Source organism: Faecalicatena sp., from assembly GCF_058819085.1.
In genome coordinates, this window is the sequence record NZ_JBZUUL010000013.1 from 75505 (window position 1) to 101781 (window position 26277).

The 26277-nt window shown below is 47.0% G+C and carries 14 protein-coding genes; 1 reads left to right on the forward strand and 13 read right to left on the reverse strand.

The window, feature by feature from the left end:
- Nucleotides 1-14: 14 nt before the first annotated feature.
- Together AC4OGX_RS06640 and AC4OGX_RS06645 are read right to left on the reverse strand one after the other, a co-directional pair.
- Complete coding sequence (locus AC4OGX_RS06640; RefSeq protein ID WP_493329293.1) at nucleotides 15-1247, reverse strand: ThiF family adenylyltransferase; 1233 nt, start codon at nucleotides 1245-1247, stop codon at nucleotides 15-17.
- A gap of 76 nt (nucleotides 1248-1323) precedes the next feature.
- Complete coding sequence (locus AC4OGX_RS06645; protein ID WP_493329294.1) at nucleotides 1324-1629, reverse strand: cysteine-rich small domain-containing protein; 306 nt, start codon at nucleotides 1627-1629, stop codon at nucleotides 1324-1326.
- Nucleotides 1630-1829: 200 nt separating this feature from the next.
- Between AC4OGX_RS06645 and AC4OGX_RS06650 the strand changes: the two genes are divergently transcribed.
- A complete protein-coding gene (locus AC4OGX_RS06650) occupies nucleotides 1830-2762 on the forward strand; it encodes an alpha/beta fold hydrolase (RefSeq protein ID WP_493329296.1) in 933 nt (310 codons plus the stop codon).
- A 225-nt stretch (nucleotides 2763-2987) separates the two neighbouring features.
- Here AC4OGX_RS06650 and AC4OGX_RS06655 read toward each other — a convergent pair whose 3' ends face one another.
- The 11 genes from AC4OGX_RS06655 to AC4OGX_RS06705 form a co-directional block, all read right to left on the reverse strand.
- On the reverse strand, nucleotides 2988-4250 hold the full coding sequence (locus tag AC4OGX_RS06655; RefSeq protein ID WP_493329298.1) for an L-lactate MFS transporter: 1263 nt from the start codon (nucleotides 4248-4250) through the stop codon (nucleotides 2988-2990).
- Between the two features lie 378 nt (nucleotides 4251-4628).
- Nucleotides 4629-5189, reverse strand: coding sequence for a hypothetical protein (locus AC4OGX_RS06660; protein ID WP_493329299.1), 561 nt, complete (start codon nucleotides 5187-5189; stop codon nucleotides 4629-4631).
- A 204-nt stretch (nucleotides 5190-5393) separates the two neighbouring features.
- Nucleotides 5394-6827 carry a 6-phospho-beta-glucosidase gene (locus tag AC4OGX_RS06665; protein ID WP_493329301.1) on the reverse strand — a complete coding sequence of 478 codons (1434 nt, stop codon included), beginning with the start codon at nucleotides 6825-6827 and terminating at the stop codon, nucleotides 5394-5396.
- A gap of 11 nt (nucleotides 6828-6838) precedes the next feature.
- Entirely contained in the window at nucleotides 6839-8746 is a 1908-nt protein-coding gene (locus AC4OGX_RS06670) for a beta-glucoside-specific PTS transporter subunit IIABC (protein WP_493329302.1), read from the reverse strand.
- Nucleotides 8747-9067: 321 nt separating this feature from the next.
- Nucleotides 9068-9475, reverse strand: coding sequence for a type II toxin-antitoxin system VapC family toxin (locus AC4OGX_RS06675; protein WP_493329303.1), 408 nt, complete (start codon nucleotides 9473-9475; stop codon nucleotides 9068-9070).
- The gene (locus AC4OGX_RS06680; RefSeq protein ID WP_493329304.1) at nucleotides 9459-9701 is read right to left on the reverse strand and encodes a type II toxin-antitoxin system Phd/YefM family antitoxin; all 243 of its coding nucleotides are present in this window, start codon (nucleotides 9699-9701) and stop codon (nucleotides 9459-9461) included. The genes AC4OGX_RS06675 and AC4OGX_RS06680 overlap by 17 nt, the downstream gene beginning before the upstream one ends.
- 113 nt (nucleotides 9702-9814) lie before the next feature.
- A complete protein-coding gene (locus AC4OGX_RS06685) occupies nucleotides 9815-10525 on the reverse strand; it encodes a MurR/RpiR family transcriptional regulator (RefSeq protein WP_493329305.1) in 711 nt (236 codons plus the stop codon).
- Nucleotides 10507-10965: an aconitase X swivel domain-containing protein gene (locus tag AC4OGX_RS06690; protein WP_493329306.1), complete on the reverse strand. Its 459-nt coding sequence runs from the start codon at nucleotides 10963-10965 to the stop codon at nucleotides 10507-10509. The genes AC4OGX_RS06685 and AC4OGX_RS06690 overlap by 19 nt, the downstream gene beginning before the upstream one ends.
- A gap of 18 nt (nucleotides 10966-10983) precedes the next feature.
- Nucleotides 10984-12261, reverse strand: a complete 1278-nt coding sequence (locus tag AC4OGX_RS06695) for an aconitase X (protein ID WP_493329307.1) — start codon at nucleotides 12259-12261, stop codon at nucleotides 10984-10986.
- 16 nt (nucleotides 12262-12277) lie between these two features.
- A complete protein-coding gene (locus AC4OGX_RS06700) occupies nucleotides 12278-14332 on the reverse strand; it encodes an oxidoreductase (RefSeq protein ID WP_493329308.1) in 2055 nt (684 codons plus the stop codon).
- 253 nt (nucleotides 14333-14585) lie between these two features.
- Nucleotides 14586-26078, reverse strand: coding sequence for a SpaA isopeptide-forming pilin-related protein (locus AC4OGX_RS06705; RefSeq protein ID WP_493329310.1), 11493 nt, complete (start codon nucleotides 26076-26078; stop codon nucleotides 14586-14588).
- Between the last annotated feature and the right edge of the window lie 199 nt (nucleotides 26079-26277).

A 26277-nucleotide genomic window follows, 5' to 3' on the forward strand; every position in this document is an offset into this window, starting at 1 on the left:
ATGTTAATTTTTTATCAAATTGTCCTTCTTGTCTGACCGCATACCGGACATTCTGGATTCCGAAATGCCGGGATCTCCTCCACAGTGCCATATATTCCGTCATAACTCAGTATACTGCTGCCCTTTCGTTTCTGTCCTGTGAGATAAGCGACCGCCCTTCCTGCCTCCAATGCACCGACGATCATCGTGGTCGTCCCCATGGAGCTGCTGACATGCTCCGGCTCCTTTCCCTCGGGGTTTAGACAGGCCAGGCAGGGATCGTCTTCCCCTGTTACAGCGGTTATAGTGCCATAATATCCGTCAATGGCTCCGTCGATGAGAGGTTTATGAAGCTCTGCCGCGATCCGGTTGATCATCAGACGCGTCTTTACCCGGTCCACCGCACAGATCACCAGGTCAAAATCTATAAGGATCCTGGGACCATTCTCCTGTGTCAAACGCTCCTCCCAGACCTGTACCTCAAGATCCGGCCGGAATCTCTTAAGCCACGCACCTGCACAGGCGGCCTTCTTCTTCCCAATGTCCGCCGGGGTATACAGATACTGACGGTTTAAATTCGTTAATTCTATCACATCTGCGTCCATCACGCCGATACGGCCCACCCCTGCCTCTGCAAGCGCGGTGAGTACAGGACTGCCCAGCCCTCCTGCACCGACCACCAGAACGGAGGACTCCTTTAGGCGCTCCTGGGCTTCTCTTCCCATGCCCGGCACCATCATCTGCCTTGTGTATCGCTCCCAGACGTAGTCAGAAACATTCCGATCCTTCATTCTATCAGCATCCCCCTCCTCTTTACGGACATCAGAATCCCTGGTCACCACTTTTTCCAAAAGATCACCTGTATGGATTTCTCCCCCCTCAAGAGCAGATGCATAGAAACAGGATTCCTTAAGCAGGCAGTCCATCCCCTTTTGGCGGCGCCTGCATTCATCGAAGCATAGACCTTTTCTGCCTGTGACCTGAAGAACTGCGCTGCCTATACTGATCCGATCCCCGACCTCCAGTTTCATCTGTCCTTCCATAACCAGATTTGCCTTAAATCTCGGAAAACAAAGCCCCTTTATCTCCTCCGTTTCCAAAAAACGGCAGGCCTCCTCCGTCATGATGCTGATCTGCTTACTCTCATCCATACAGTGCAGATCCCCGGCGATGCCTCTGTTTTTTATAACTCGGACCGTCTCTGTCTGCCTGCCTGGTTTCTTCTTTTCTTCAAAAATCTGTAATCTGCTTATCCTGGCTGTACCCATTTTATGCACCTCCATCTTATATTATGAGCCTTTGATGTTCTCACGGTGATACTTCTTTGTGTAAATGACAACGTGGTCACCGTTTTTTGATATCCCTGCGTTCCCGCATGGCAACTTCCTTGATCTCCTGATATTTTCCTGTTACATACCCATAGTTCTCCCTCCTATGCGGCAGAAGACAGTTTGTACAATCCTTTACGCCTTTTTCCGTATACTGAAAATTACCTCCGCATCTGTCGCCCAGTGCATATAACGGACAGTAACAGAACAGGCAGTTAAAATTTTCGGGGTCACTCGTTTTGTGACAGGGAAAATACTCACATTCCCTGTGACTGAAGAAGGAATATTTCTTTTCCTTCCAGGTTTGATTTTCCTGACTCATACTATCATACTCCTTTGAAAGCATCCTGCTTATTGGATCCTCTGTTTTGTTCTCGTTTGTTTTTACTATAGCACTTGGGGGAACGTAGTGCAATTACTGCCAATCTCAAGATTCTATTCGAGATTCTATTTGACACTGCCTGCCCTACCCCCTACAATGAAAGTAATATAAATCTTATCCTAAAAAACGGAGGTGCTATTATGTTACATGAGGTTAGTTTCCCATCCTACAACAAACGAGATGAAGTCCAGGGCTGGATCTATGTTCCCGCTTCCAAACCAAAGGGAATCGTCCAGATCATCCACGGCTTTGGTGAGCATTCCAGAAGGTATCTGCACATGATCGTCAGTTTCATGGAGGCCGGTTATATCGTTGCCGCCGATGACCATGTGGGGCACGGCAAAACCGCCATGGTGAATGATGCATGGGGTGACTGGGGCGATACCGGATTCCACACAATGATGGAGGACGAACATACTTTGAAAGAACTGGTATGCGGGAAATATCCAGGGCTTCCATATTTTCTGTTCGGACACAGTATGGGGTCTTTTATTACCAGGGACTACGCTGCTAAATATGGGGAGGAGCTTGCCGGGATCACGATCTGCGGAACTACGGGCACCTTCCGCGGGGCAAAAGAGACGGCAGAGCTTTTAAAGAAGATCTGTGAGGAAGGGCACGGTTTGGAATCTAATCCTGAATTTACCGGTGCATTGATGGGCTGGATGTGTGAACGCTGTGGAGAAGTTACGATCGGAAATGAATGGATCTGCGCAGATCCATATGTACAGCGTGACCATGCAGAGGATCCCTTCGATGCTTTCACCAGGCCAGCCAGCAACCGCTCTCTGTATGATTTCACACAGATGATGGAGGCGATCAAAGGCACGCAGTGGGCCGAAAAAGTACCGAAAGCACTTCCGATCTACAATATCGGCGGGGACCAGGATCCGGTCGGAGAATATGGAAAGGGAATCTATGAAGTCTCAAACTGGCTGTGTGAGACCGGGCATCAGGTTACAACAAAAGTGTATTCCGGTTATCGTCATGAAATACATAACTATGCTGCCATAAAGAATGAGGTAGAGGCCGGGATCATTGAATTTATGGATGGAGTGCTTGATCAATCATGATCATAGCTTTCAACTTCCTCCACATGATCTAAGGGGGCACCTGACCGTGCCTCCTCCTAAAGCTCAAACAATAGAAAGCACGCTTACGCGAACTTTCTATTGTCATGAATAAAAAGTAACCGGGAATTGACAGTGCAAAACCCGGTTGCTTTTTTATTTTCCATTATGATCTGTTCCGTTCCAGAGTAAAAAAACTGATCCGTTTTTTTCACCGGCACAACTTTCTCATCTGTCATGCCGGTTCAATCTCCGGTACACTCCTGACAATACCAGGCCGGCCACTACCAGTCCCAGTGCGATCAGGAACGCCCTGTGGTAGCTTAGATCTGCTGCATACACTTTGCTTACCAGTGTCGGCCCGATATAACCTGCTGCCGCAAATCCGATGAACATGATCCCATAGTTCACACTGTTATTTTTTGCACCAAACTGGTCCGCCGTGAATCCTGGATATACCCCCATGAAAGAGCCAAAGCAAAGTCCGATAATGGAAATGCCGATATAGAATTTCAGAACGTCTCCTTCCCCTGAAAAGAGAAGTAAAAGTAATCCAAACGCTGCAAGAACCAGCATTACGGTAAGTGTGTTAATTCTCCCGATAATGTCCGATACAAATCCTGCCATTACCCGCCCTGCCGCGTTGAACAATGCAAGGACAGATACAGCGATCGTCGCAGAGGCAACCGGCATTCCAATCATATTCTGAGCGATCGGCGATGCCTGTGAGATGGTCATCATGCCGAAAACAGCCCCGCTTGTCATCATAATGATCATTACATAAAAGATAGGATCTGCAAGCATCTGTTTCCAGTTTTTATCCCTTGTCTCAACTGCAGCTGTATACTCTGCCTGTACAGGCTCAAAACCGGCCGGCATAAAGCCTTCCGGGCACTGCACGATAAAGAATGCCCCAATACACACGATCAGTAAAAATGCGACGCCAAAAATCTGAAAGGTATTTGTTACCCCCATTTTTTCAATGAATACATTTGCAATCGGAGGGATCAACACCGAACTGATCCCGTAGGATGCTGTTGCAATTCCACCGATCAGACCTCTTTTATCGGGAAAAAACTTTACAGAATTGCTGATCGTACATCCATAGACAAGTCCCATTCCAAGTCCGCAGCCAAGTCCATATCCCACCAGGAGCATTCCCCTGCCAGAGGCCAGGCCTGACAGGAACATACCTGATCCAAATAAGATCCCGCCGGCAAAAATAACCCACTTAGGTCCAAATTTATCATTAAAAAATCCACCGGAAATCAGTGTCACAGGTCCAACTGAATTGGCTACGGTAAAAACAATAGCCAGATCACCTGCTGTTACCGCCTTTGCCCCGATCTGTGTTAAATATTCTGCCATAGGTGTTGAAAAAACACTCCATGCATAGAGCGAACCAATGCAAAGATTGATCAGACAGCTTGCAATCAGAACACTCCATCTTTTTTTCGTCAATCGATCTCTCATCTCTTTTGTTAACTGCATACTTTTTCTCCCTCATTTTCCATTATTCTAATCATGGAACCATTTTTCTTCATTTTGATATTCATTATTTATTATATAAATTCTAAAAGTAAAGTTCCATGTGCATACAGTTAAAAAATCATGCGGATTCCTGTACCTCATTTGTGCAGTTGCATAAAAAAGAAGCCGATCAATGCTGATATTTATTCTCCAAAGACAGATAAGGCGGACACCCACGGTCCGCTCTTATGCTAATCCGAGTTTTTCTGCCGCTTTTTTATCATGCTGAGAATAATGATCGCAGCGATGATTCCCAAAGTGATTTTATGACTCAGCAAAAAGGTAAGGATCAATATAAATATCAAAAAGAAAAATAACAGTAAAAATAAAATTTTCATATCATTCCCCCACTTTCAATGACAGACTTCCTGTAAAGTTATCGCCTTCTATAACTATAAAATTATCTCCCGGGGACATCGTAAACTCGTAGACATCACTCCCATTTACTTCTGCAATTGTATGTATCTCTTTATCCCCGGAAATAATATGCTCTTTTGGACTGCCCAGCCAGTATAACGCTGCCTTACCGGATCGGATCGTAAGTGAGTACGTTACTTTCAAGGCATTTCCCTGCTCACGATCTACAGAAGTACCGCCGAAAAGATATTCCGTTCCATGAAACTGATGATACTCAGCTTCATAATTTCCAACGTAATCATCTGCGCCAAGTTCCCGTTTTCCTGCCAGATCCTGATCTTTTGTGATCGAATATCTGCTGATTGATCCGGCCCAGTCATTGAGTTCCTCCCTGAAACCTTCTTTCAATTCTTCCAGCTCACTTTTTATCCCGTCTTCGTGATCTTCCAGTTCCCTGATCAGCCCGCTGCCCAGCTCTGAGCATCCGGTAAGACATGTGATCAGCAGCAGCATAAGTGAGAATACCGAAATCCATTTACGCATGTTCATCCCTCCTGACCGTCTGCTTCATTTATATACACCATCCTTTCCTGATCCTTATTTTGACTGTATTATATATGGCTGTTTGATTGAAATCAACAAATGTGACATATCGTAAATAATTAAATAAACGACTCCCCGGCTGCAGCAAAATCAGGGCCGGCGCACTAACGTAAATTAGTACACCGGCCCCTTCACTTCTGCTTTTTATTCCAGTTCTTCTCCATTCGTCTCGATCACTTTTTTATACCAATAAAACGATTTTTTCCGCAGCCTCTTTAGGCTTCCCTTTCCTTCGTTATCCCGGTCCACATAGATGAAGCCATATCGTTTCTTCATCTCTCCGGTGGTAAAGGACACGCAGTCGATGCATCCCCATGGAGTATACCCCATCAAGTCCACACCATCTTCAATGACTGCTTTCTTCATTTCTTCGATGTGGGCTTTTAAATATTCGATGCGGTAATCGTCACGGATGCTTCCATCCTCTTCTACTTGATCGATCGCACCAAAGCCATTTTCTACGATGAACAGTGGAATCTGATAACGCTCATATAACAGGTTCAGTGCATAACGAAGTCCCACCGGATCGATCTGCCAGCCCCAGTCGCTTGCTTTTACATAAGGGTTGGGCACGCTTCCCGGAAAACCATCGACTCCATTGCCCTCTGCCGCGGCATCTGCCTTTACAGCATTTGTCATATAATAGCTGAGACCAACATAATCTACGGTTCCTTCCCGGAGTATCCTTTCATCCTCCGGCTCCATTTCCACATGGATCCCCTTTCGCTCCCACTCCGGCCACACATAAGAAGGATATCTGCCTCTTACATGGACATCCCCGAAAAGAAATCGATCGTGCATCGCTTCCACGGAAAACATCATGTCGTCCGGGTTACAGGAATAGGGATACAGCGGCACACATGCCATCATACAGCCGATCTTAAAATCAGGATCGATCTTATGTCCCTCCTTCACCACCAGTGCGCTTGCGACTAATTCGTGGTGTACGACCTGATACATGCACTCCTCCGGGTTCGGCTCCTGATTGAAGATCACCCCGGAACAGGTGTAGCCGAATAACGGATATTTATAGTTCTTCTGGTTATTGATCTCATTAAATGTCATCCAGTATTTTACTTTCTTCTGATACCGCTTCATAACCGTAAGAGAATAGTTCACAAAAAAATCGATTACCTTACGGTTCTTCCATCCGCCGTACTCTTTTACCAGATGGTATGGCATCTCGAAGTGAGACAGTGTCACAACCGGCTGGATCTGGTATTTTAACAGCTCATCAAACAGATCGTCATAGAACTTTAACCCCTCTTCATTGGGCAATTCCTCATCTCCATTCGGGAAGATCCTGGTCCATGCGATGGAGGTGCGGAAACACTTGAACCCCATCTCTGCCAGCAGCTTGATATCCTCTTTGTAATGTCCGTAAAAATCGGATGCCTCATGATTCGGATAATAGTATCCGTCCAGAACGCCGTCCGTTATTTTACGGTCCACTCCATGTGCCCCTGCAGTCAGTACGTCCGCGATGCTCACGCCTTTTTTGCCTTTGTTCCATCCGCCCTCGACCTGGTGGGCGGCAACAGCACCGCCCCACATAAAATCGTCTGGTAATGTACGCATAAGTTTCCCTCCTACATTGCTCTGATCACAGTGTCAGACAGTGCCTCATGCCTGCCTTCTGCGATTTCAATCTTTTTGTCAGCGTCCGTCAGAATGTAAATGACCGTGCTGTCATATCCGGCTTTTTCAATTTCGTCTTTGTCAAATTCCACAAGCAGATCTCCCTTTTTCACGGCATCCCCCTGCTTCACATAGACCGTAAAACCCTGTCCGTTTAATTTCACTGTGTCAATCCCAATATGGATCAGGAATTCATTCCCGTCTGCATCGGTCAGCCCCACGGCATGTCCGGTAGGGAAAACAGCTTCTGCTGTTCCGTCAAAGGGTGCATATACTTTTCCCTCTTCTGCCTGGATCCCGACGCCCTTTCCCATGGCTTCGGATGCAAAGGCTTCGTCCCTGACATTTTTTACCGGGATCACGATTCCTGTAACCGGAGAAACAAATTCAAAGACTTCACCCGCTTTTCTCTCTGCCGGATGCTCCGCCATGACAGGTTCTGCCTGATCTTCCACAATCACAGATTCTGCCGTTTCTGCCGGATTCTTCTCTGTCACAGAGTCTGCTTCCTCTTCTTTGAATCCGACGATATATGTCAATACAGCTCCTAACACAAATGCCACTACAATAGAAATTAAAAGTCCGATGAACTGTGTCATATGCCCTGCCTTAAAATATGCCGGAAGTGTGGCGATCCCAGGCATATTATAGCCCCAGGATACCGCATGGAACGCGCCGCCGATGGCTCCGCCTGCCGCACCTGCAATACAGCCGCAGATCATCGGCTTTTTCAGCCTCAAGTTTACACCGTAGATCGCCGGCTCTGTGATTCCAAACAGTCCGGTCAGTGCCGCGGATGCTGACACACCTTTCATTTCCTTATCCTTTGTTTTTAAGAATACCCCCAGTGCCGCTCCGGCCTGTGAAAATACGGCTGCTGCCTGTAAGCCGGTAAAGGTATCATATCCGAGGGCTGCATAGTTTCCAACGGTAACCGGTGTGATCCCCCAGTGTACGCCGAAGATCACCAGCACCTCCCAGAGACCACCGACCACAATTCCGGCCACGATCGGGCTGAGATCGTAAAGTGTATTGTAGATTCCTCCGATCGCGCCGCCGATCGTATTTCCAATGGGGCCGAATGCCAGCAGCGTAAGTGGAACCATGATGGCGATCGTGAACATCGGTGTGAACAGGTTTCTTACAACCAGGGGCAGACGTTTCTCAAAAAACCGCTCCACATAAGATGCTGCCCAGACCGCTAAAATGATCGGTATAACCGAGGATGTGTAGCTTAAGAGCTGTACCGGAAGCCCCAGAAACCGGATCGAATCCCCTGCATTGACCATGGCGATATAATCCGGTGAGACCAGTGCACATGCAATGACCACTGCGATAAATGTATTCATGCCGAATTTCTTCGATGCAGTCACAGCGATCAATACCGGAAGGAATGTGAACGCCGTCCAGGAAATAAAATTCAGGATCTGATAAGTTCCTCCTGTCGTGTCGATGGCGTTCACTGCCACCAGGATACCCAGGATTCCCTGCAGGATACCGCAGGCTGCCAGGGTATAAAGGAATGGGGCGAAAATAGCCGAGATCACATCTACGATCCTGCTGAATACCCCGGCTTTTTGTCCGCCCTTATCTTTTGCATCTTCATCGATGGTCACCAGCTGTGTCACAAATCCATATGCATCCTTCACGTGATTTCCGATCACCACCTGGAACTGGCCCCCGGCCTGTACTGTCGTGATGACACCTGCAATCTTTGCGACCTTATCCTTATCCACGACCGACTCGTCTTTTAAAATGAATCGCAGTCTTGTCGCACAGTGCGTAACATTGGTAATGTTTTCATTTCCGCCAAGCTCTTTTACTAATTCACCCGCTGTTTTGCGATAGTCAATAGCCATCTCATCTCTCTCCTTTTTCGTTCAAGTTTTTTTTCTGAGGGCATTGTAGCATTTTTATTTTTCCATATCTACAAAATATCCGATCCTGTAACATGTACGAGATAGAAAGAATTTGTTCCATTTCTGGTACAGGGTGTGTCTGGAAAACTAATCTATATCTTACCTATATTCCCGGCTTTTATGTAAAACAATAGAAATCATGCCTGCGCGAACTTTCTATTGTCATAAATGATACAGGGCAGTGTGGTCCAAATGACTCACACTGCCCCGCATGGAGTAGTCTGTTATATTCTCTCTTCTCTTTACTGTGAATCTGTTGGTTCATATCCTTTCGATCAGCTCAGACGGAGTAAATGCAACCACTTTGCTCCTGATAAAATCTCTCACATTTCTTGTAATAATATAATCCGCATGTATCCGCTCTGCAGTTACGCTCTGCACCGCATCTTCAAAATCATCCCAGTTTAATTCTGCGGCACGTAAAAGATCAGAAGCATTAAAATCCGCAAATTCAAAGATTAAAGACAACGCATGTAAAGTTTCCTCTATCTTCTCTGGATCAAGTTCCTTCCTCATGATGTAGACCAAATTAGCAAATGTCAATGCAGAAACATAACCTTTCGCTTTTTCTGTCTCACACAATTTCCAGATAACCGAAGAAGCCTGTACAAACGGTTCACGGTTTTGAAGAACATCCAACAGTATATTTGCATCAATCAATAGCTTCATACTTTTCCTTCAGCCTTTCCGCTTTCGCTTCATCCAGATCATAGCTGTTTTTCAAAATACCTGTTAATGAATCCGTCAAGTAAGACACCGTCGCATCTTTCGGAATAAAACGCCCTACCTCCCGGCCATTTTTTGTCACAATGACCTCCTGACCGGACATCACAAGATTCAGGTATCTGCCAAAATTGTTTTGCATTTCTGTTGCAGTTGCCGTTGCAGTAATCATATGAACACCTCCTTTAGCTAATTTTAGTGTATCAGATTTTAGCCATTTTATCAAGAAAACTACATTTTTTTATCTTCCCCTGTTCGAACAAATGTTACAGTTCACACGCGCCATTACAGCCGTCTTCCAATTGCTTCTATCAGATAAATCACAGGAACCTGCGTAGTCATATTTACATGGTTTCCAATATCCGCTTCCATCACGTAATAGGAAAGATTAAAATCCGATATCTTCGCGAGTGTCGAAGAATTTCTGTTTGTGATACTGATGATCTTACATTGATTCTGCTTAAACCGGTTTACCATCTCTATGACCTGTTCTGTTTCCCCGGATACAGACAGTGCGATCACAACCAGATCGTCCACTCCTCCCAGTACAGGAAAGTATGGATCCTCAATATACTGGCTGAATTTCCCAAGATTCGAGAAATACCTGGCGCCATACTTTCCCAGGATCCCGGATGTTCCAAGTCCTATAAAGATCACCTGCTTCGCTGCCCTGACAATGTCAGCCGCCTCATATACCGCGTTTTGAAAGGACGTAGTCCCTGCCTTATCAAAATATTCCTGCAGCTCCTGAAGGTCTTCCACATTCTGATGTCTGGCCTCTTCTTCCACATACATCTTGAACCTTACTTTGAACTCTGAATATCCATCAAAGCCGGCCTTCTTACAGAAACGCATCACTGTAGATGCAGACACATGGACTGCATCGGCTAATTCACGCACGGTCATATAGACAACCGTCTGCTTATGTTTCATGATGTAATCGTACACCAGCATTTCCAGATCATTCAATGACTTTATCACTTCATAACCAAACATTCTACCTCCACAATCCCTCCCTCTTTCACAGTAACCTTCATTCCATCCTTCACATATTGAAGGAATTCTTCCCCTAAAGAATCCACCACCGGCATCTTCACACCTTCCAGCCACACATCCGCTAAGATTGCACCGGCCCCGGCCAGGGAATCGATCGGTTCAGAAAACAGCATGCATGCGGGCTGCCGTTTCATGGAACAAGCACAGTACAGCACCAGCCCCCCTGTCGTAGAACCAATTGTTCTGGGCAGGCACAAGGCCTTCCCTGCCATCTGCTTTCCATACAGATCCGGGTTATTCTGATCCCCGCAGGTTGCCTTCTTATCCCCGAACTGCAGTGCCTTTTGAAACGAAGCCAGCGTATTCAAGCCTCCATGGGAAACCAGCGCCTGCGCTGTCACATTCCCCGGAGTAACAACTCTTCCTTGAAATTCTTTCATCGTATCCTCCCCCCTTACTTACCTTGTTATCTGTTCCAGAATCTCATCATCTGTATAATATCTGGCACTTGTATATGTCCGCAGCTTATTACTGGATGTGATAACCGGCATGCTCGTACTTAACGGATTATTCATATACATTAAAGGACAGATATAAGAGACGATCACACCGCTCTTCTTAAGCCTTGACGCGTAGGGCGTCTCCCCAAACCTTTTCAGCACAGCCGGAGCGGCAGTAAATACTGTAGGGATCGTTACCTTCTCATTTCCTGTTTTTTTCAAAGCCTGCTCTACCTTTTCGGTCCAGCTGATCAATTGATTCAGGCTCATATGCGGACAGCCCATAAAACACAGCTTCGGCCTGGCATCTTTCTTTTTCCAGATCACCGGATAGCTGTCATAGACACGCTTAAGCTCCTCATCGTCGATCACATAGACCTTCGGATTCTCTTTCAAAAGGCCTCTCTTTTGCTGCACCGCCTCCGGTGTGATTCCTTCCACGTGATACAATCCTACCGCACCGTTTGAAGCTGTGGCTGCCCCGAAATCCTTCAAATATGTGCGTGCATCCTCGTCAAGAGTCCCAAGCCACTTATCTAAGCCCACAATATATGGTACATCCTCCATGACCTTCATTCCGATGGCGGAACCCAGCAGCTGTGCCTCCGGCTTCTTCGTAGTTTTGATTTCCACGATCCACGATGCCTTTCGTCCCTCATCGGTGAGTAGTCCGAAATATGGTACATATCCCACGACAGAACCCATCAGATCAATGATTCCCGAATTCCGGTTACATCTTGCCCCCAGCACAGAGTTCGCATAGACAACAGCGGATGACTCTGACCAGGAAAGAACATCCCCCTGTTTGGGAGTATTCCCCACCTCGTCCATATAGCAGGTGCACGTAAATGCATCCTTTTCAAGCAGTCCTAACTTTTTTAGCTGGTCTTCATAAAACTCCTGCCTGGTGTACATAAAATGATCAAACACAAAATTCTGTAAAAAAGAACTCGGCACATTCTTATCCAGAGGCCGCGGGTCTGCGGTAAATTTCTGAATTGAGCCGCACCCGGCATCGATCAGCTGTTCCATCAGGTCATACACCGGACCCAGTGCTTTTAATCCAAAGGAGGTGACCAGATGATTATACTCACTGGTAATCGGCACCAAAGACTCTGCGCCGAATAATTCCCCATAACGGATGACCGTCTCCATCACCTTCGACATAACCTCGCCTTTACTGCCATTTCGGATCGCGTTCTGCTCATCCGACAGTTTCATTTTAACCTCTCCCATACTCTTTGGCCTCCCTTTAGATTTTCATTGCCGCCTCATATGCGCTCCAGACCACAGTCCTTAGGTTGCCCACCTTTTTGCAGTCTCCCACCAGATAAGTATTCTTTCTTTGATCCACCAATGGAGTGGAAATATATCCTGCGGAACTAATGACAGAATCGCATGGTATTTCCATCTCTTTTCCATCCTTCGTCTGGCAGATGATGGCCCCCTCTTTTACCTCCTTCAATGTAGTTTCCAGATAAACCGGAATCTCATGGAGTGCAAACCACTCACGTAGATAAGAACTGTTAGACAGGCAGACCCCTTTCTGGGAAATCAGGTCGTCCTTCATCTCTATAATAACCGGTTTCTTCCCTTTTAATGCCAGCTCGTATGCGATCTCGCTTCCGGTCAGCCCGCCGCCGATCACAGCCACAGTCTCACCGACCTTGGCGCCGTTTAGATAATCACACGCCTCGATCATCAGCTCATGTCCAGGCACGCCTTTCAAAAGCCGCGGCGCTGCACCGGTTGCAACGATCACCGGCTCATGTCCGAACTGACCTGTATCATGAATATCATCATGCAGATGGATCTCGATGTCAAGCAGGTCCATCTGACGAACATACCATGCAAGCAGGTCTCTTAGTTTATCCTTATAAGACTCCGCACTCGCCGGAATAAAGGTACCGCCTAAAACACCGCTCTTTTCATGGATGACCGGCTCATGTCCCCGAAGCTTTAAGACTCTGGCCGCCTCCATGCCGCCGATGCCGCCCCCGATGATATGTACCTTTTTCGGTGAGGAGGTCTTCTGAATGTAGTGCTTGTCCCACTGCATCGTCTCCGCATTTACCGCACACCGTGAAAGGTGCAGGCTGTCCGAAAGATCCTGGTCATTCGGCACGCCCTTATAATGACACATATTGAAACAGCCGTTATGGCAGAGGATACAGGGTCTGATATCCTCCTCTTTTCCCTCCAGCATCTTCGTGACCCATTCCTGATCCGCAAGGAACTGACGGGCGAATCCTGCACCATCAAGCTTCCCCGCCGCAATTGAATCGGCAGCCACACGCGGATCCATCCGTCCTGCGCAGACAACCGGGATATCCACGAACTTCCGAATATGCTCCACATCCTCTAAGTTACAATTCTCCGGCATATAGATCGGCGGATGCGCCCAGTACCATGCGTCATATGTACCATTGTCGCAGTTGAGCATGTCATAGCCTGCATCCTGGAGATATTTTGCCGCCTTCTCAGACTCCTTCATATCTCTTCCTGCTTCCGTAAAATCTTCTCCCGGCAGCGCTCCTTCCCGGAACCCTTTGGTCATGGAACGGACGCTGTATCTTAAAGATACCGGGAAGTCTTTTCCGCATTCTTTCTTGATCGCCTGCACGATCTCCACCGGGAAGCGGTACCTGTTTTCAAAAGAGCCTCCATACTGGTCTGTGCGGTGGTTCACGTATTTCAGAGTAAACTGATCCAGCAGATACCCCTCATGCACGGCATGGATCTCCACGCCGTCTACACCTGCATCCTTAAGAAGCCTTGCACACTTCGCAAATGCGGCTACATACTCCTGGATCTCCTCCACAGTCAGCTCCCGGGAGGGAACCTTGTCGGACCAGCGGTTCGGCGACGGACTTGCCGTTGCCGTGATCTTGTCCAGATCCATGAACGGCTTGGAAACCACGCGCAGGAGCTTGTTTGTGTAAAGAGTCTCCATCATCGTGCTGATCGTAAAGGATCGTCCGAATCCTGCGGTCAGCTGGACAAACAGCTTTGCGCCTGTCTTGTGGAACTTAGGAAGCCAGGCCTTTAAATCCTCATACATCTTCTTGTTCTTATACAGCCACTGTCCGAACATAGGGTTGTAGACCGGCTGGCACCCCGGCAGCACCAATCCGGCATTGTTCTTAGCCACCTCCATGATAAATCGGGCGCCCTTCTCGTCAAAATGGTGCTTCTCCATCCATCCTAACAGGTTTGTTCCTCCCATAGAAGTTAGCACGATCCGGTTCTTGATCTCACAATTTCCGATCTTCCATGGGGTAAATAGTGGTTCCAGTCTTGCATCCATTCTCATTCCTCCTTGATATGCGCTTGTTTTTCCGTGTCTTAGCACGAAGATCATGTTAGGTATATTGTACCATAAATACTAAGCTCGTAAAATACCTCGCTAAGGATTCAGGTATATGTCTTCGTAGGCTCGAAAATACCTCACCAACTGCGAGCATTATGCCATAAATAAGAAAAAAGTGCCCTATCTTTTAGCATTTATAGCCAAAAAGGGACATAAGCCATCATCATTGCTTACGTCCCTTTTTCACTCTTTATTTCCGTTTCTTCTTATAAACCGCCGCTGCTGTGATCACCACTGCTGCCATCAGCAGCATGAGGATGTATCCCCAGATATTTGCATAATCTCCTGTCTTAACTTTATTGACAAGCTTCTTTACCGGAGTATCCTGTTTGTCTTTCTTCTCATCCGCACCTGGCTTCCTGTCTGGTTCCTCTTTCTTAGGTATCTTCTTATCGATCATCTCAACCTGGATCACCTTGTTCTCATTCGGTCCCACAGCTTCCGCCGGGATGGTGAATTCCACCGGCTTAGCGATCTCGTATCCTTTTGGTGCCTCAGTCTCAATCAAACGGTAAATCTCTCCGCTTACGAGTTTCCCGTAAGAAGTATATGGCTGGTCTGCCCGGGAGGTCCAGGATTCGATGACATTTCCTTCCCTGTCCTGCACTTCAAGGCTGGCGCCTTCAAGCAGGCTGCCCTGCTCATCCTTCTTGGAGAATTCTACCTCTACCTGAGGCTCCCTCCAGACGATCTTCCCGGTCTTAGGATCTACCATGGTCGTACCTTCTCCATCATCATATGACTGGATCACCGCATCCCCGTTCTCCATTTTAAACCGGATCGTCAATGGTTTACCGGATACATAAGAGCCATCCGGCGCGATCAGCTCACGGACCTGATATTCGGTATCCATCAGGACTCCGGTAAATCTCAGGATTCCCTTCTCGTCTGTCACAGCCTGTGCGATCTGTATCCATTCCTCCTTACCGGACTCTTCTGTCTGTGTTTCTTCGTCCTGTATTCCTTCGGCTCTTGCCGCTCCTAACATACCTTTCACATCAGAAACCCGTTTAAACAGACCGTATGTTGATCCCGGCAGTTTCCGGTCCGGATTCTTTTCATCTACCTTTTCGATTACGATATCCGTACGCTCCACATCATTGACCACTGTATTATTCGCCGCCTCTGATCCGTCCGACAGCTTTAATCCGGCAAACTGGCCGTTTTTATCGAGTATTGCCATATAGATCTTTTCGTCCAGCTTGTAATGTGCTTCGACAGCCTCCTTCGGAAGTAGAGTCTCTCTGATATAATAGGTTCCGACCGGTAACTTCTTAAATATTACCTCGCCGTTTGTATCACTGACTGCCTCTGCCACTTTGGAGTCTTCTAAGGCTTCCGGGTCTGTATAGGCTGTAAATGTCACACCTTCCATGATTTGGGCCGCATCCGGCGACGGTGCGCCGATGACCGGATCAGAACAGCTTTCGTTATAAATTCCCACCTTTGAGAACCGGATCTTAGTCTGTGTATTTGTGATCACACCCTGATCCACACGCAGCACGATCTCGGACTCATATCTTCCGATGGTAAATTCATACTTCGTATCATTGGTCACGTAACCATTAAGCGGGGAGGTTTCTTCGATATAGTATTCTCCCCATAACAGTCCGCTGATGTTAAGCTCACCTGTTTCACCCGGCTGTTCGTTCCACTCCTCACTGGCTGTCCTGCTGTAATTCTTTCCGGTGAAGAATTCTCCTTCTTTCTGGAAATTGTTTTCTTCATCCTTCCTAAAAAGTGTAAAACCTACATCGTCCAGCTTTTCTTCATCCAGTCCGTCCTGCTTAGTCAGTGTCAGTGTTCCCGTCTTGCGTTCGTTGGCGACAACATTCTTCGTTGTATCTGCCTCTAACATGACTGACGCTTCGGTCTGATCATCTACCGTAAATTCCTTCACATATACTGGCTTCTCGCCGGATGCATCCACATATCCGTTCGGAGCTTTGATCTCGGCAAGACGATAAGTGCCCTTCCTCGTAATCGTAAACGCTGCGGTTCCTTCCGTGTCAGTGGCTGCCTCCCAGGCAGGTTCGTTCACTTCATTACCCTTTCCGTCTTTGATCCGTGTCAGGCTGAATACTGCGCCTGAGAGTGCTCTTTGATCTTCCTGATCCTGCTTCTGAACCTTGAGTTCTCTGAGATAGACCTCATTTTCTGCCTTGACGGTCTTGATATCCGGCTGGCTTATCACATCACCGTCTGCTTTCCCTTCGATGGTAAATGGAATCGGTGCTGTATCCAGCTGATATTCGTCCGGTGTACTCATTTCTTTCAGATAATATCTGCCATAACCAAGGCCGTCTTTCAGCATCCTGGTCGCATCGTCCTTTCGCCGGATCATTGAATCCTTCGAACTCCATGTTCCGTCCGCTCCAGTTGTGATTCCTTCTGCCAGAAGCACATCTGCCTGCGACACAGCTTCTCCTGTCTGCTGATACAGGGCAAATACCGCATCCTTCACTGCACTATTGGTTCCGGCCTGATTCTTCACCAGTGTAAATGCTCCCACAACCGCATCATCTGTCATAGTGATGGTATTTTTGTTTACGGTTCCCTGATTATTCATGATCTGGATCGTGTCATCACTCTTTAACTCAAACTGAATTGGTTCTGCTGTCACATATCCTGTCGGTGTTTTTGTTTCTTTTATCCAGTAAATACCTGTCGGAAGACCGCGCAGTGTATATGTCTTGTCTGCTTCACTGATCCATTTTAGTTTCACTTTGTTTAACTCAACAAGCTTTCCGGCCTCTCCCTGGTCATCACTGTAGATGCCAAGCTCTGCGCCCGGCAGTAACTGACCGCTTACATCTACCTTTTTGATGCTTAGGCTGGTCCTGTCATTTCTAATCTCCAGTGTCTGTCCGGTCTCATCTAATGTCAGCCGGCCTGCAAGCTCTGTATTTTCTGTATCTAATCTCTCCTTCACAATTCTGCCGTCCCGGCTTAAATGGATCTTCACTGGTGCTTTGAGCGCCACATATGGGGATGCATGTTCTGTCTTTTCGGTCAGCAGATAGCTCTGACCTGCCTCTAAAACACTTGCCAGCTCCGCTGTTTTACTGCCTTTACTATCTATTACCTCTAACACACCGTCTGCGTTTGATCTCAGGCTCCATGACTGCCCTAAACTGCTCATGTCTTTCGTCAATGTGAACCCAATTCCCTGAATCTTCTGACCTGCATCATCCTTCTTGACGATCCGGATTGTCAATGCCTGATCCACGACCGGATATGGCTGGTCAGCCGTCACCACGGTATCTCCCACTTTTACAACACCATCTTCGTCCACAGCAATCTCGAAATCCTCTGCATAACAATATCCTGCCAACGCTTTTTCTTCATGTATGGTATACCTATTTCCATGCTTTAACTGGTTGGAAAGCTTCGCAGTTCCATCCGCACCCGTGGTAAGCGTTAAAACGTTTTTATCTGCATCCATAAAAGAGCTTCCGTTCTTGGGGGTTATGGTAAACTCTACCCCTTCCTGTGCTTCCCCGGATTCTGCTGTCTTCTTTAAGGAGAATACGATTGGCTCATCCTTTAATTGAACTACAACTGCCTGATCCTTTTCCTTTACGATACGGTAGCCGGTAGCCTCCCATGCGCTCTGGTCTGCTTCTGATATCGTACCATCCTGATTCACGATAAACCGGACAGAAGATTTCTCCCGGATATACCCCTGAGGAGCTTTTGTCTCTGTCAATGTGTAGATCTGTCCCTGAGCAAGATTCATTCCTGTTGTGTTCAGCATCTTATTCAACGATTCTGTAAATGAAATGTCTTCCCCTGTGCTGGTCACGGTCAGTTTTCCGGGAGCTGTCTCAAGCACTCCATCCCTGACAAACGTTCCCTCTAATTCGAAGACAGCCCCTTCTAATGGATGATCGGATTCATCTACTTTACGAAGCTTGATCTCAAGCGGTTCATCCTCATAGATCAGCGTCTGCTTCTCATTGTCGTCAGGATCTAACCTGGCCGGACAATTTTCTGGCGGAGATATGATCTGAACCTCTCCCTTTTCGTTAAACCGGATCTGAACATCTGCGCCTGCTAGGAATCCGGCGGGAGCACTTTCCTCATGAAGCGTATAGGTCTCCCCTGCCAGGAATGCCCTCTCAAGATTTGCCTGTTCCAGCGTTTTTACTGCGTCTGTCTGATTCTTATCGTCCTTAAACTTTCCTCTTACTGTAAACTTGGCTCCGTTTAGATCCACCTTCGTATCCGCAGCCCTTTTCCTGATCTCAAGGCTCACTGGAGTTTCCTTTAGTGTGATCCTGACATCACGGCTTTTTGATACTCCAACCTCTATTGAATCCGTATCACCCTCGCAGATCTTCTGTGCTTTCTCATAGCCTTCCGGTACTGTTGTTTCTTCAATATCATACTTCCCAGTCAGTATCCGATAATCCGGTTTTTCTTCTGTCCCCGCATTATAAAGATAATTGGCCTCTATACCGCCTTTCATCTCTTTTACTTCTATACGGTCAGATATAGTGTCAGGTACTGGTGCCAGCGTATATCTTCCATCTCCGGAATCTTTCAAAATAGCAGCGGCTTTCCCCTGATTCTTCCCTTCTGTCTCTTTCAGCAGGAATTCGGCACCCTCTATCGTGATACTCTCATCCTTTGCATCCACTTTGGTCAGTGTGATATTACCGCGGCTGTAAGCATTTACAAACAGCTTGTCCTTGTTTCGCTCCTCTTTGTCTGCGACTACCAGATCTGCATCCGTAGAATTTTTCTCTCTCCATACATAGAAGGTATCTCCCTGACTGGCCTTTGTTCCCTTGACGGCTGCTGCCAGGCCTGTGCCAGAAACGATATCAAACCCATCCGGTGCGGCTGTTTCCCTGATGGTATAGTCCTGTCCTACCCAGAGATGCTTAGAGACCCCCGGGTCACGTGCATCCTGGTATGCCCCTTCTGCATCCGCCTCAAATTGCCCTTTGCTGTTCGTCTCTAAAGTGAGATATGGTGTCCCTTTCACCTCACTGCCTTCATAAATCTCAAATCTGGCACCTTCCAACGCTTTTTTCATCCCCTGCTCGTTCTCTTCTGCTTCCAATTTTCCGGCGGTATTTTCATTACCTGCCACTTTTTGAACCTGGATGAAAAAATGCTGAAGATTATTAACGATAGGATAGCTTCCGTCTGTCTCTGCCTTTACCTGTGTCCAACGCCCTGCCATGATCGGCGTAAAGCCATCATAATGGTCTTTCTGTAATTCACCGTCAAAATTCTGTGTCATATTCACTGAAACCGCTTCTGAAGCGTCGTCTGTGATGGAGATGTGGATCGCTGGTTTCCCATAATTATCCTGAAGATTCCCTCCTAACGTGTTTTCCACAAGCAGATAGTCACCATAAGGTAATTTCTCTAACTTCAAAATTCCATTTTCATCTGTTGCAGGTGTTGTTATCGCATCTGTCTGAGATGTTTTTGTCAACGGCTGATATTGATAATACTTATCCGCTGTACCTGCATCCACTTCTAAGCCTGCACCATCCGTTTGGATCGCCTGACTATTACGGCGGTAAATGAAAAATTCTTTTCCTGCCAGCGGATTCCCGTCCTGATCTTTTTTACTGAATTTGACGGAATAAGCATTCAGGCTGTTCTTAACTTCGCCCTGCTGTGCATCCGCGCCCGTCACAGTGTAAGAGAAGCTTTTGTTATCTGAACTCACGTTCAAATCCGTACGTTTGATTTCGATCGGTTCGATCGTTTTATAACCGCTCGGAGTATCCGTTTCTTTTAATACATAATCACCATACTCTACATTTTCAAATCGAACCGCCCCATCATTCCCGGAAACAGCTGTATATGTAGGTGCCTCCGCAGTCTTGGTCCCGATCTTACGGTATAATCCGAATTGGGCCCCTGGTAAGACTGAGGTGCTGGAATTAAATGCGTCAAGTCCCACTGCTTTTGCATCTGTCAGCTTTGTAAAAGAAATCGTTCCCTCAACAGCAGTATTCGAATATACATCATTCTGGATAAAATCCGGTATATCCGCTGCAAAATCCATCTTCTGGTACTCGGCCACTGCTTTTTTTCCGTAATATGTGGTCTCATTGTCGGTTCCCAGAATCGTTTCTTTGTCCTCTGTCTCCTTTACGATCACCTTCACGGCATCCCTCTTTATATATCCCGTTACTTTTGCTTCAAAGTTCCCGTTATTTAAAGTCCCCTCTGTTAAAGTATATTCTCCGACCGGAACATCTGTAAACTCAACTTTCCCGCCTGCGCCTGATGTCACAGTCTTAACGAAAGTGTCATTTTCTTTCCCTGCTATTTTGGTACTTTTCAGCTGGAATGCGACACCGCTCAGATCTTCTGCATTCGAGTTCGGATTCGTTCCTTCTTTTGGGCTGTCTTCATATTGGATCTGTTTCCTGAAGGAAAAGCTGCCCAGCAAATAACCATTTCTGATCTCCTGTTTTCCTGATCTACTTTCTGTCCCCAGCTCTGTATTATGATTTGGATTCCCTTTGATCTCATACTCATAGTCTCCTGAATCATTGATCGTCACTGTCAGCTGGTATTCTGCTTCGATGGAGAAATTCTCAGGAGATGCTGCCTCTGTCAGTTTATAGTTCCCTGGATCCAGATTCTGAATCGTAAAGTTCCCTGAGGCATCATTGGCTACATACTGCGTTTTCACCTTATCCTCTAGATTCCCAGCCGGAGTGATCTTAAACACAACGCTGCCTGCTGCAGGAATCCCTCCATAGGTATAGGCTGCTTTCCCCGTATTGTCATAGGTGATACCGTCGGCCGTCTTCTTTCCGAAAGTAAAGCTGCTGTCCAGCGGCTTATCCTTCAATGTCAGTGCCGCTGTTGTCTCTTTCGAGTCGCTTGACGCGGCTTTACGCACAAAATAATTAGAATCCAGGCTTAATTCTTCTTCCTTCCCTGCCGTTTCCTGAATCTTTGTAAAACCAGAATAGTCTATGGTCCCTTCTGAGTATATGATATATACTGGTTCTGTCACTTTGTAACCGGAAGGTGCTTTCGTTTCCTCCAATTTATAGATCAATGGCTCGTCAGTACTTGACTTTGCTTTGATATTTAAGAACAGCGCATCGCCGTCCTCTTTGGTCGTCCTGATTTTGTTATATCTGCCTGTCTCTGCTTTCAGCTTGATCGACTTCCCGACAGTATCCGCATCAAATGTATATGCTGTCAGCTGAAAGTCTGCGTCCTGCAGTAAAAGCTTTGCATCCGGAACATTCAGATCCACACTGTTACTGCTCGCCTTTGTCATTGTTATTTTCGGACGTGTGCTCTTAGTCACCATATGATCCGCGTCAAAATCTCCGCCATAACCACCGTCACTGGTGTCGCTTTCGTCATATACCCCGTCGTTCTTATTTTTCAGGTACACCTTGTTCTCGATGAGCTTCCCTGTCGGTGCGCCTGCCAGCAGCTCCGTCGTAAATGTAATACGATAGGTGCTGTGATCTGCTGCTCCCTCCGGGATATAAAATGCAAATCCTCTTACATCCGGCAGATCTCCTTTTTGTGCCCCCGGAGCTATCGTACGCAGATCCGGATCTGGCACCGTCTGGGCCTGAGGATCTTCCGCCACATTCCCGGCATCATCAAGGCTGACCTTTTCTACTTTAATAGAATCCATGTCTAATTCATGAATATCAGGCCTTCCGGGTGTCTGAGAATTTGCGGTCATATCCTCCACCAGATGCATTCCGCTGATATCAGCCTTGTCCACGTTCATCAGGACTGTCCATGTGATCGTCCCCTCATCCTTATGATATACACCGGATTTTCCGACATTCATATGACCGACTTTATGCTCTGCCGTATCCATTGCATTCGAGATACTCTGTCCATAAATTTCCCCGTCCAGCTGTACCGTATTTATAACACTTCCATCCCTGGCCTTACCATCCTCACCGATCAGGTTGTCTTTTATCCACTCATCAGTCACATCGCTTTCAAAGGTAAATGTGTAAGTCTCTTCGATTGGATTCTTAAACTGAATGGTGGTCTTCTCTCCCAAGACCGTACTTGGCAAAGCTGTCTGAGGACCACTGATCACTGCTGCCCACTGATCTTTCGCCAAAGACTGACCATCCTTCTTGATATCTGTGAGCTCTGACCACTGTATGCCAACAGGCAGCGTATCTGTGATCTTAGCATCTTTGATGGGCAGCCTGTTTGGGTTTATCTTGATCTGCCATTTCAGCTTATGCGTCTTATAGTTGTAGCTTCCCACAGCTGTCTTATCGATCAATCGGTTGGGGATCTGAATCGTTCCCTGTGCAGTATCCTCAAATGGTTTCTCATTTAATACCGCCTGGATCCTGGCCCCATTCTTAATTTCCTTTCCATCTGTCTGCTCAGCCAGATATTGGGGATCTTTCAATTTCAGCTGAAAGTCAAGGACACAATAATAATGTGTGGCCATCCCATTTTCCCAGGACACCAGATCGCCGAGTGAAATCTTGACTGTTTTTCTGCCTGCATTTTCCGAGATCATATAGGTTCCGGGAAACAGATCACTTTCACTTTTCACCTTTTTCAGTACAGCAGGAGAACCGCTCTCCTCCGTCAGCGTCGTCTGGTTATATTTTCTTATATTGATCGTAAGATCACTGTCTGCATTCAGATCATACTCATTAAGCAGCTCATCTTCTATCATTACATTTTTCAGACTGGCACCATACCGGTTGACATCCAGCCGCCACCTAAGCTCCTGGGTCTTCTCATTATAAGACACCGCTTTCTTAGTCATGGCTTTTACATTGGAGGTTCCCGTCTTATCCCATGTGATGTTTTCCGGGAGAGCTGGTCCGGGTCCCACACCGCCTTTATTATGCCAAAGCAATGCGGCCCTGTTTGTAATCTCAGGATTCAGGTTCTCATCTGCCTGAACCCTCAGCAGATACTCATCCACACTAAGGCCATGCAGGTTTAAGCCGGTAAAATATTTCACCTTTAGTGCCTGCTGCTTCTCCCTTCCGGTCCATCCGTCTGATGAATCAAAAGGAAGCACCAGAACAGCCATCTGCTTAAACTCTGGTTCATCGGGTGTATCCGCTTCACTTACATAAAACGGATTCTGATCTTTCGTATCATAAAGATAGTAAAACGGACCTGTAATTCCCTTGTCCTTAATAAATTCTTTCAGTCCTTCTGCAGTCAGATCTTCCCATGCCGGTCCGCCGGCTGCCGCCGTGATGTCTCCGCTCTTATAAACAGTATCTTTGTTCTGTGTATGAACCGTGATCCCTCTGTCAAAGTCATACTGATGGTCTGTCCAGCAGAGTGTATCCAGCAGATATCCGTACTCCAGATAAGGAAGCTGTGTGTTTGCGGTGATCGTCCACAAATACCTTGTTCCGTTTAGCTGCTCTTCCTGCCCCTGTTTGCTCAGGAAAGTGAACTTCATATTTGTAGTTACTTCATCTGAAACCTTCAGAGGCTCCGGCTTATCCTTTTCCCTTAGCTCTGCTTTATTCCTGAAATCCTCGTCAATCCCGCCGGCCTGGATCACCTTTCCATATTTGTCATCATTAAGCTTTGCTGTAAGTGTAAACTCAGCCTCTGTAACAGCATTGCTCTTGTCTGCCTTTAAAGCCTCGAACCGGTATGTAAATGTCCGGGTGGCTGCATCATATGTATAGCCGTCCGGCGCAGTCAGTTCCTTTCCGCCATAGGTGACCTTTTTCAGTTCCATTCCATCCGGCAGTGTATCTGTTACCAAAAGAGAATTCAGTGTCTTATCCTTGTTCAGTGCCGACACTTTTACGGTATAAGTGATCTCCGAATTGGCAACACGTATGGGTGCTTCTTTTTCTATCTGATAATTCTGATCTTCTGTGTTTCCGGTCTCATCGTCGATCTTTCCTGCTGACTGGTGCATCAGTTCCCCATGGTCCCCGAATGCTACGTCGATGGGATCATCGCTCACCGCATTGTCATTTAACTTCGCCTCCATACTGATGGAAGCGGCAATATCATCATAGTAATAGCAGGAGCCGTCAAAATGAAAGATTACGATCCCCTCCTTCACTGTGACCTCTCCACAGTGTGTACCGGCAGCGTCTACAAGATCTATGGGGTCGCTTTTGGAGTACTCTCTGAAATCCCCGCCCAGATCATATCTGTATTCCAGTACGGTAAGCTCGCCATTCTCCTCAAGCTGATTCAGATAGGCAGTCATTTTCTCCTCATATTCGCTGTCTGACATATTTCCCTGTACCGGATAATCCGTACGGTTCCTGATCTCATTTTCCAAAACTGAATAGAGAAAGTCCTCATCCAGGCTCATTACGAACTTGAAACCAACCCTAAGATCATCTGCTGTCTGGTAGCCGCCGTTCTTGTTCTTCACAGTTACCTTCACCTGATAAAAGCCTTCTGGAAGATCTGCCTGATGAAATGTATAGCCAAAGGAATGCCCTCCCGCGTAATTCTGCTCTGTACTTTCCCCCTCGCTGGTAAAGAAGCTGACGATACTGCGGTAGAAACGCTTGAAAATATTATCGTCCTTCTCTGCTGATTCCTTTTCTCCGCTGTCCTGCTTTCCTTTCGCATCCGCGCTGCCAAGTGTTTCCTCCTTCCCGGTATCATCTTTCTTTGCTTCTTCTTTTTTGGATTCTTCTTTTTTGGATTCTTCTTTCTTTAATCCTTCCGACTGGATGGTCCCGGATTTATCTGGATTCTTATTCCCGTTTTGCTCCTTATCCCCGTTCTCAGGCTCGTTCTTAGACTGATCAGCTTTTGTCTGTTCCTCTTTATCTTCCTCTGCCTTCTTTGGGAGCTGTACCAGCGTCTTTGCTCCCTCCTGAAAGGTCAGCTCACAGTCTGTTCCTTCTGATGTGAGCTTTTCCTGCTTCCACTGAAATGGAAGGACTGCCACACCAAACAGGTTCCCGGATGCCGGGATCCCGGTCACTGTAAACGTCACCACGTTATCCCTGACCGTGTAAGTCCCGAAATTCTCGGTATCCCTGATTTCTGACGGTTCTGCCTCATATGACTGACGGCTGCACACGGAAGCTGCCGAAGGTTCACCTGTATCTGTCAGCGTCATATACTCTCTTGGGACATAGAAGGAAAAGGTATCTCCCGCCTTCAATTGCTCCGTCATTCCTGCCTGATCAAATGCAAAACGTACAAAGAGCTGCTGTGAGCTTATGGCATCTGCTGTAAGCATCGAAAGGTCCAGCCTGCTCTCTATACTTTTCACTGTAAACGACTGTCCGTCATTGTCCTGATATACGATCTTATCCGGGGAAAGCTGAAAAACATCTTTTCTCTGGGTCCAGTCGATCGGATCTCTCCGCTCTGGATCTGCGCTGCCTCCCTCGGCCTGGCTCTGTCCGGATTCACTGACCTGTTCCTGTGCTTCCTTACTTTCCGGCTCTGCCGGCAGTTCTTCCCGGGGCTGCCCGTCCGGCTCCTTCCCTTGCTCTGTCAAAACCGGCTCCTTAAAAGGCTGCTCCAGATCCGGCTCTTTTCCCGGCTCCCTGCTTCCTGCTGCTTCGGACTGATCCGGCAGCGCCTCTTCCCCGGCCGGATCTGCCATGCTTTCTGTCTGGCCCTGCGTCTTCTCGTCTTTAGCGTCACTGGCCCAAACCACATTCCCCATTCCTGTCTGCATAAGCATCGTCATGATCAGGATAAAAGGCACTATCCGTTTTTTCATCTTTTTGTAGTACTTATTAAACATTTGTCTCCTCCCTCTCGATGATTATCTAAAAAATTGTGAAATTCCTCACGATATGTAAATTATATCATGCACAAAGAATTCTCTATTTCCACCTTTTCTCAAAAATAAACCATTTTTTCGCATCGTGGAAAAGGATATCTTTAAGCATCAAAAAAACGGGCTGCACCACCGCAGC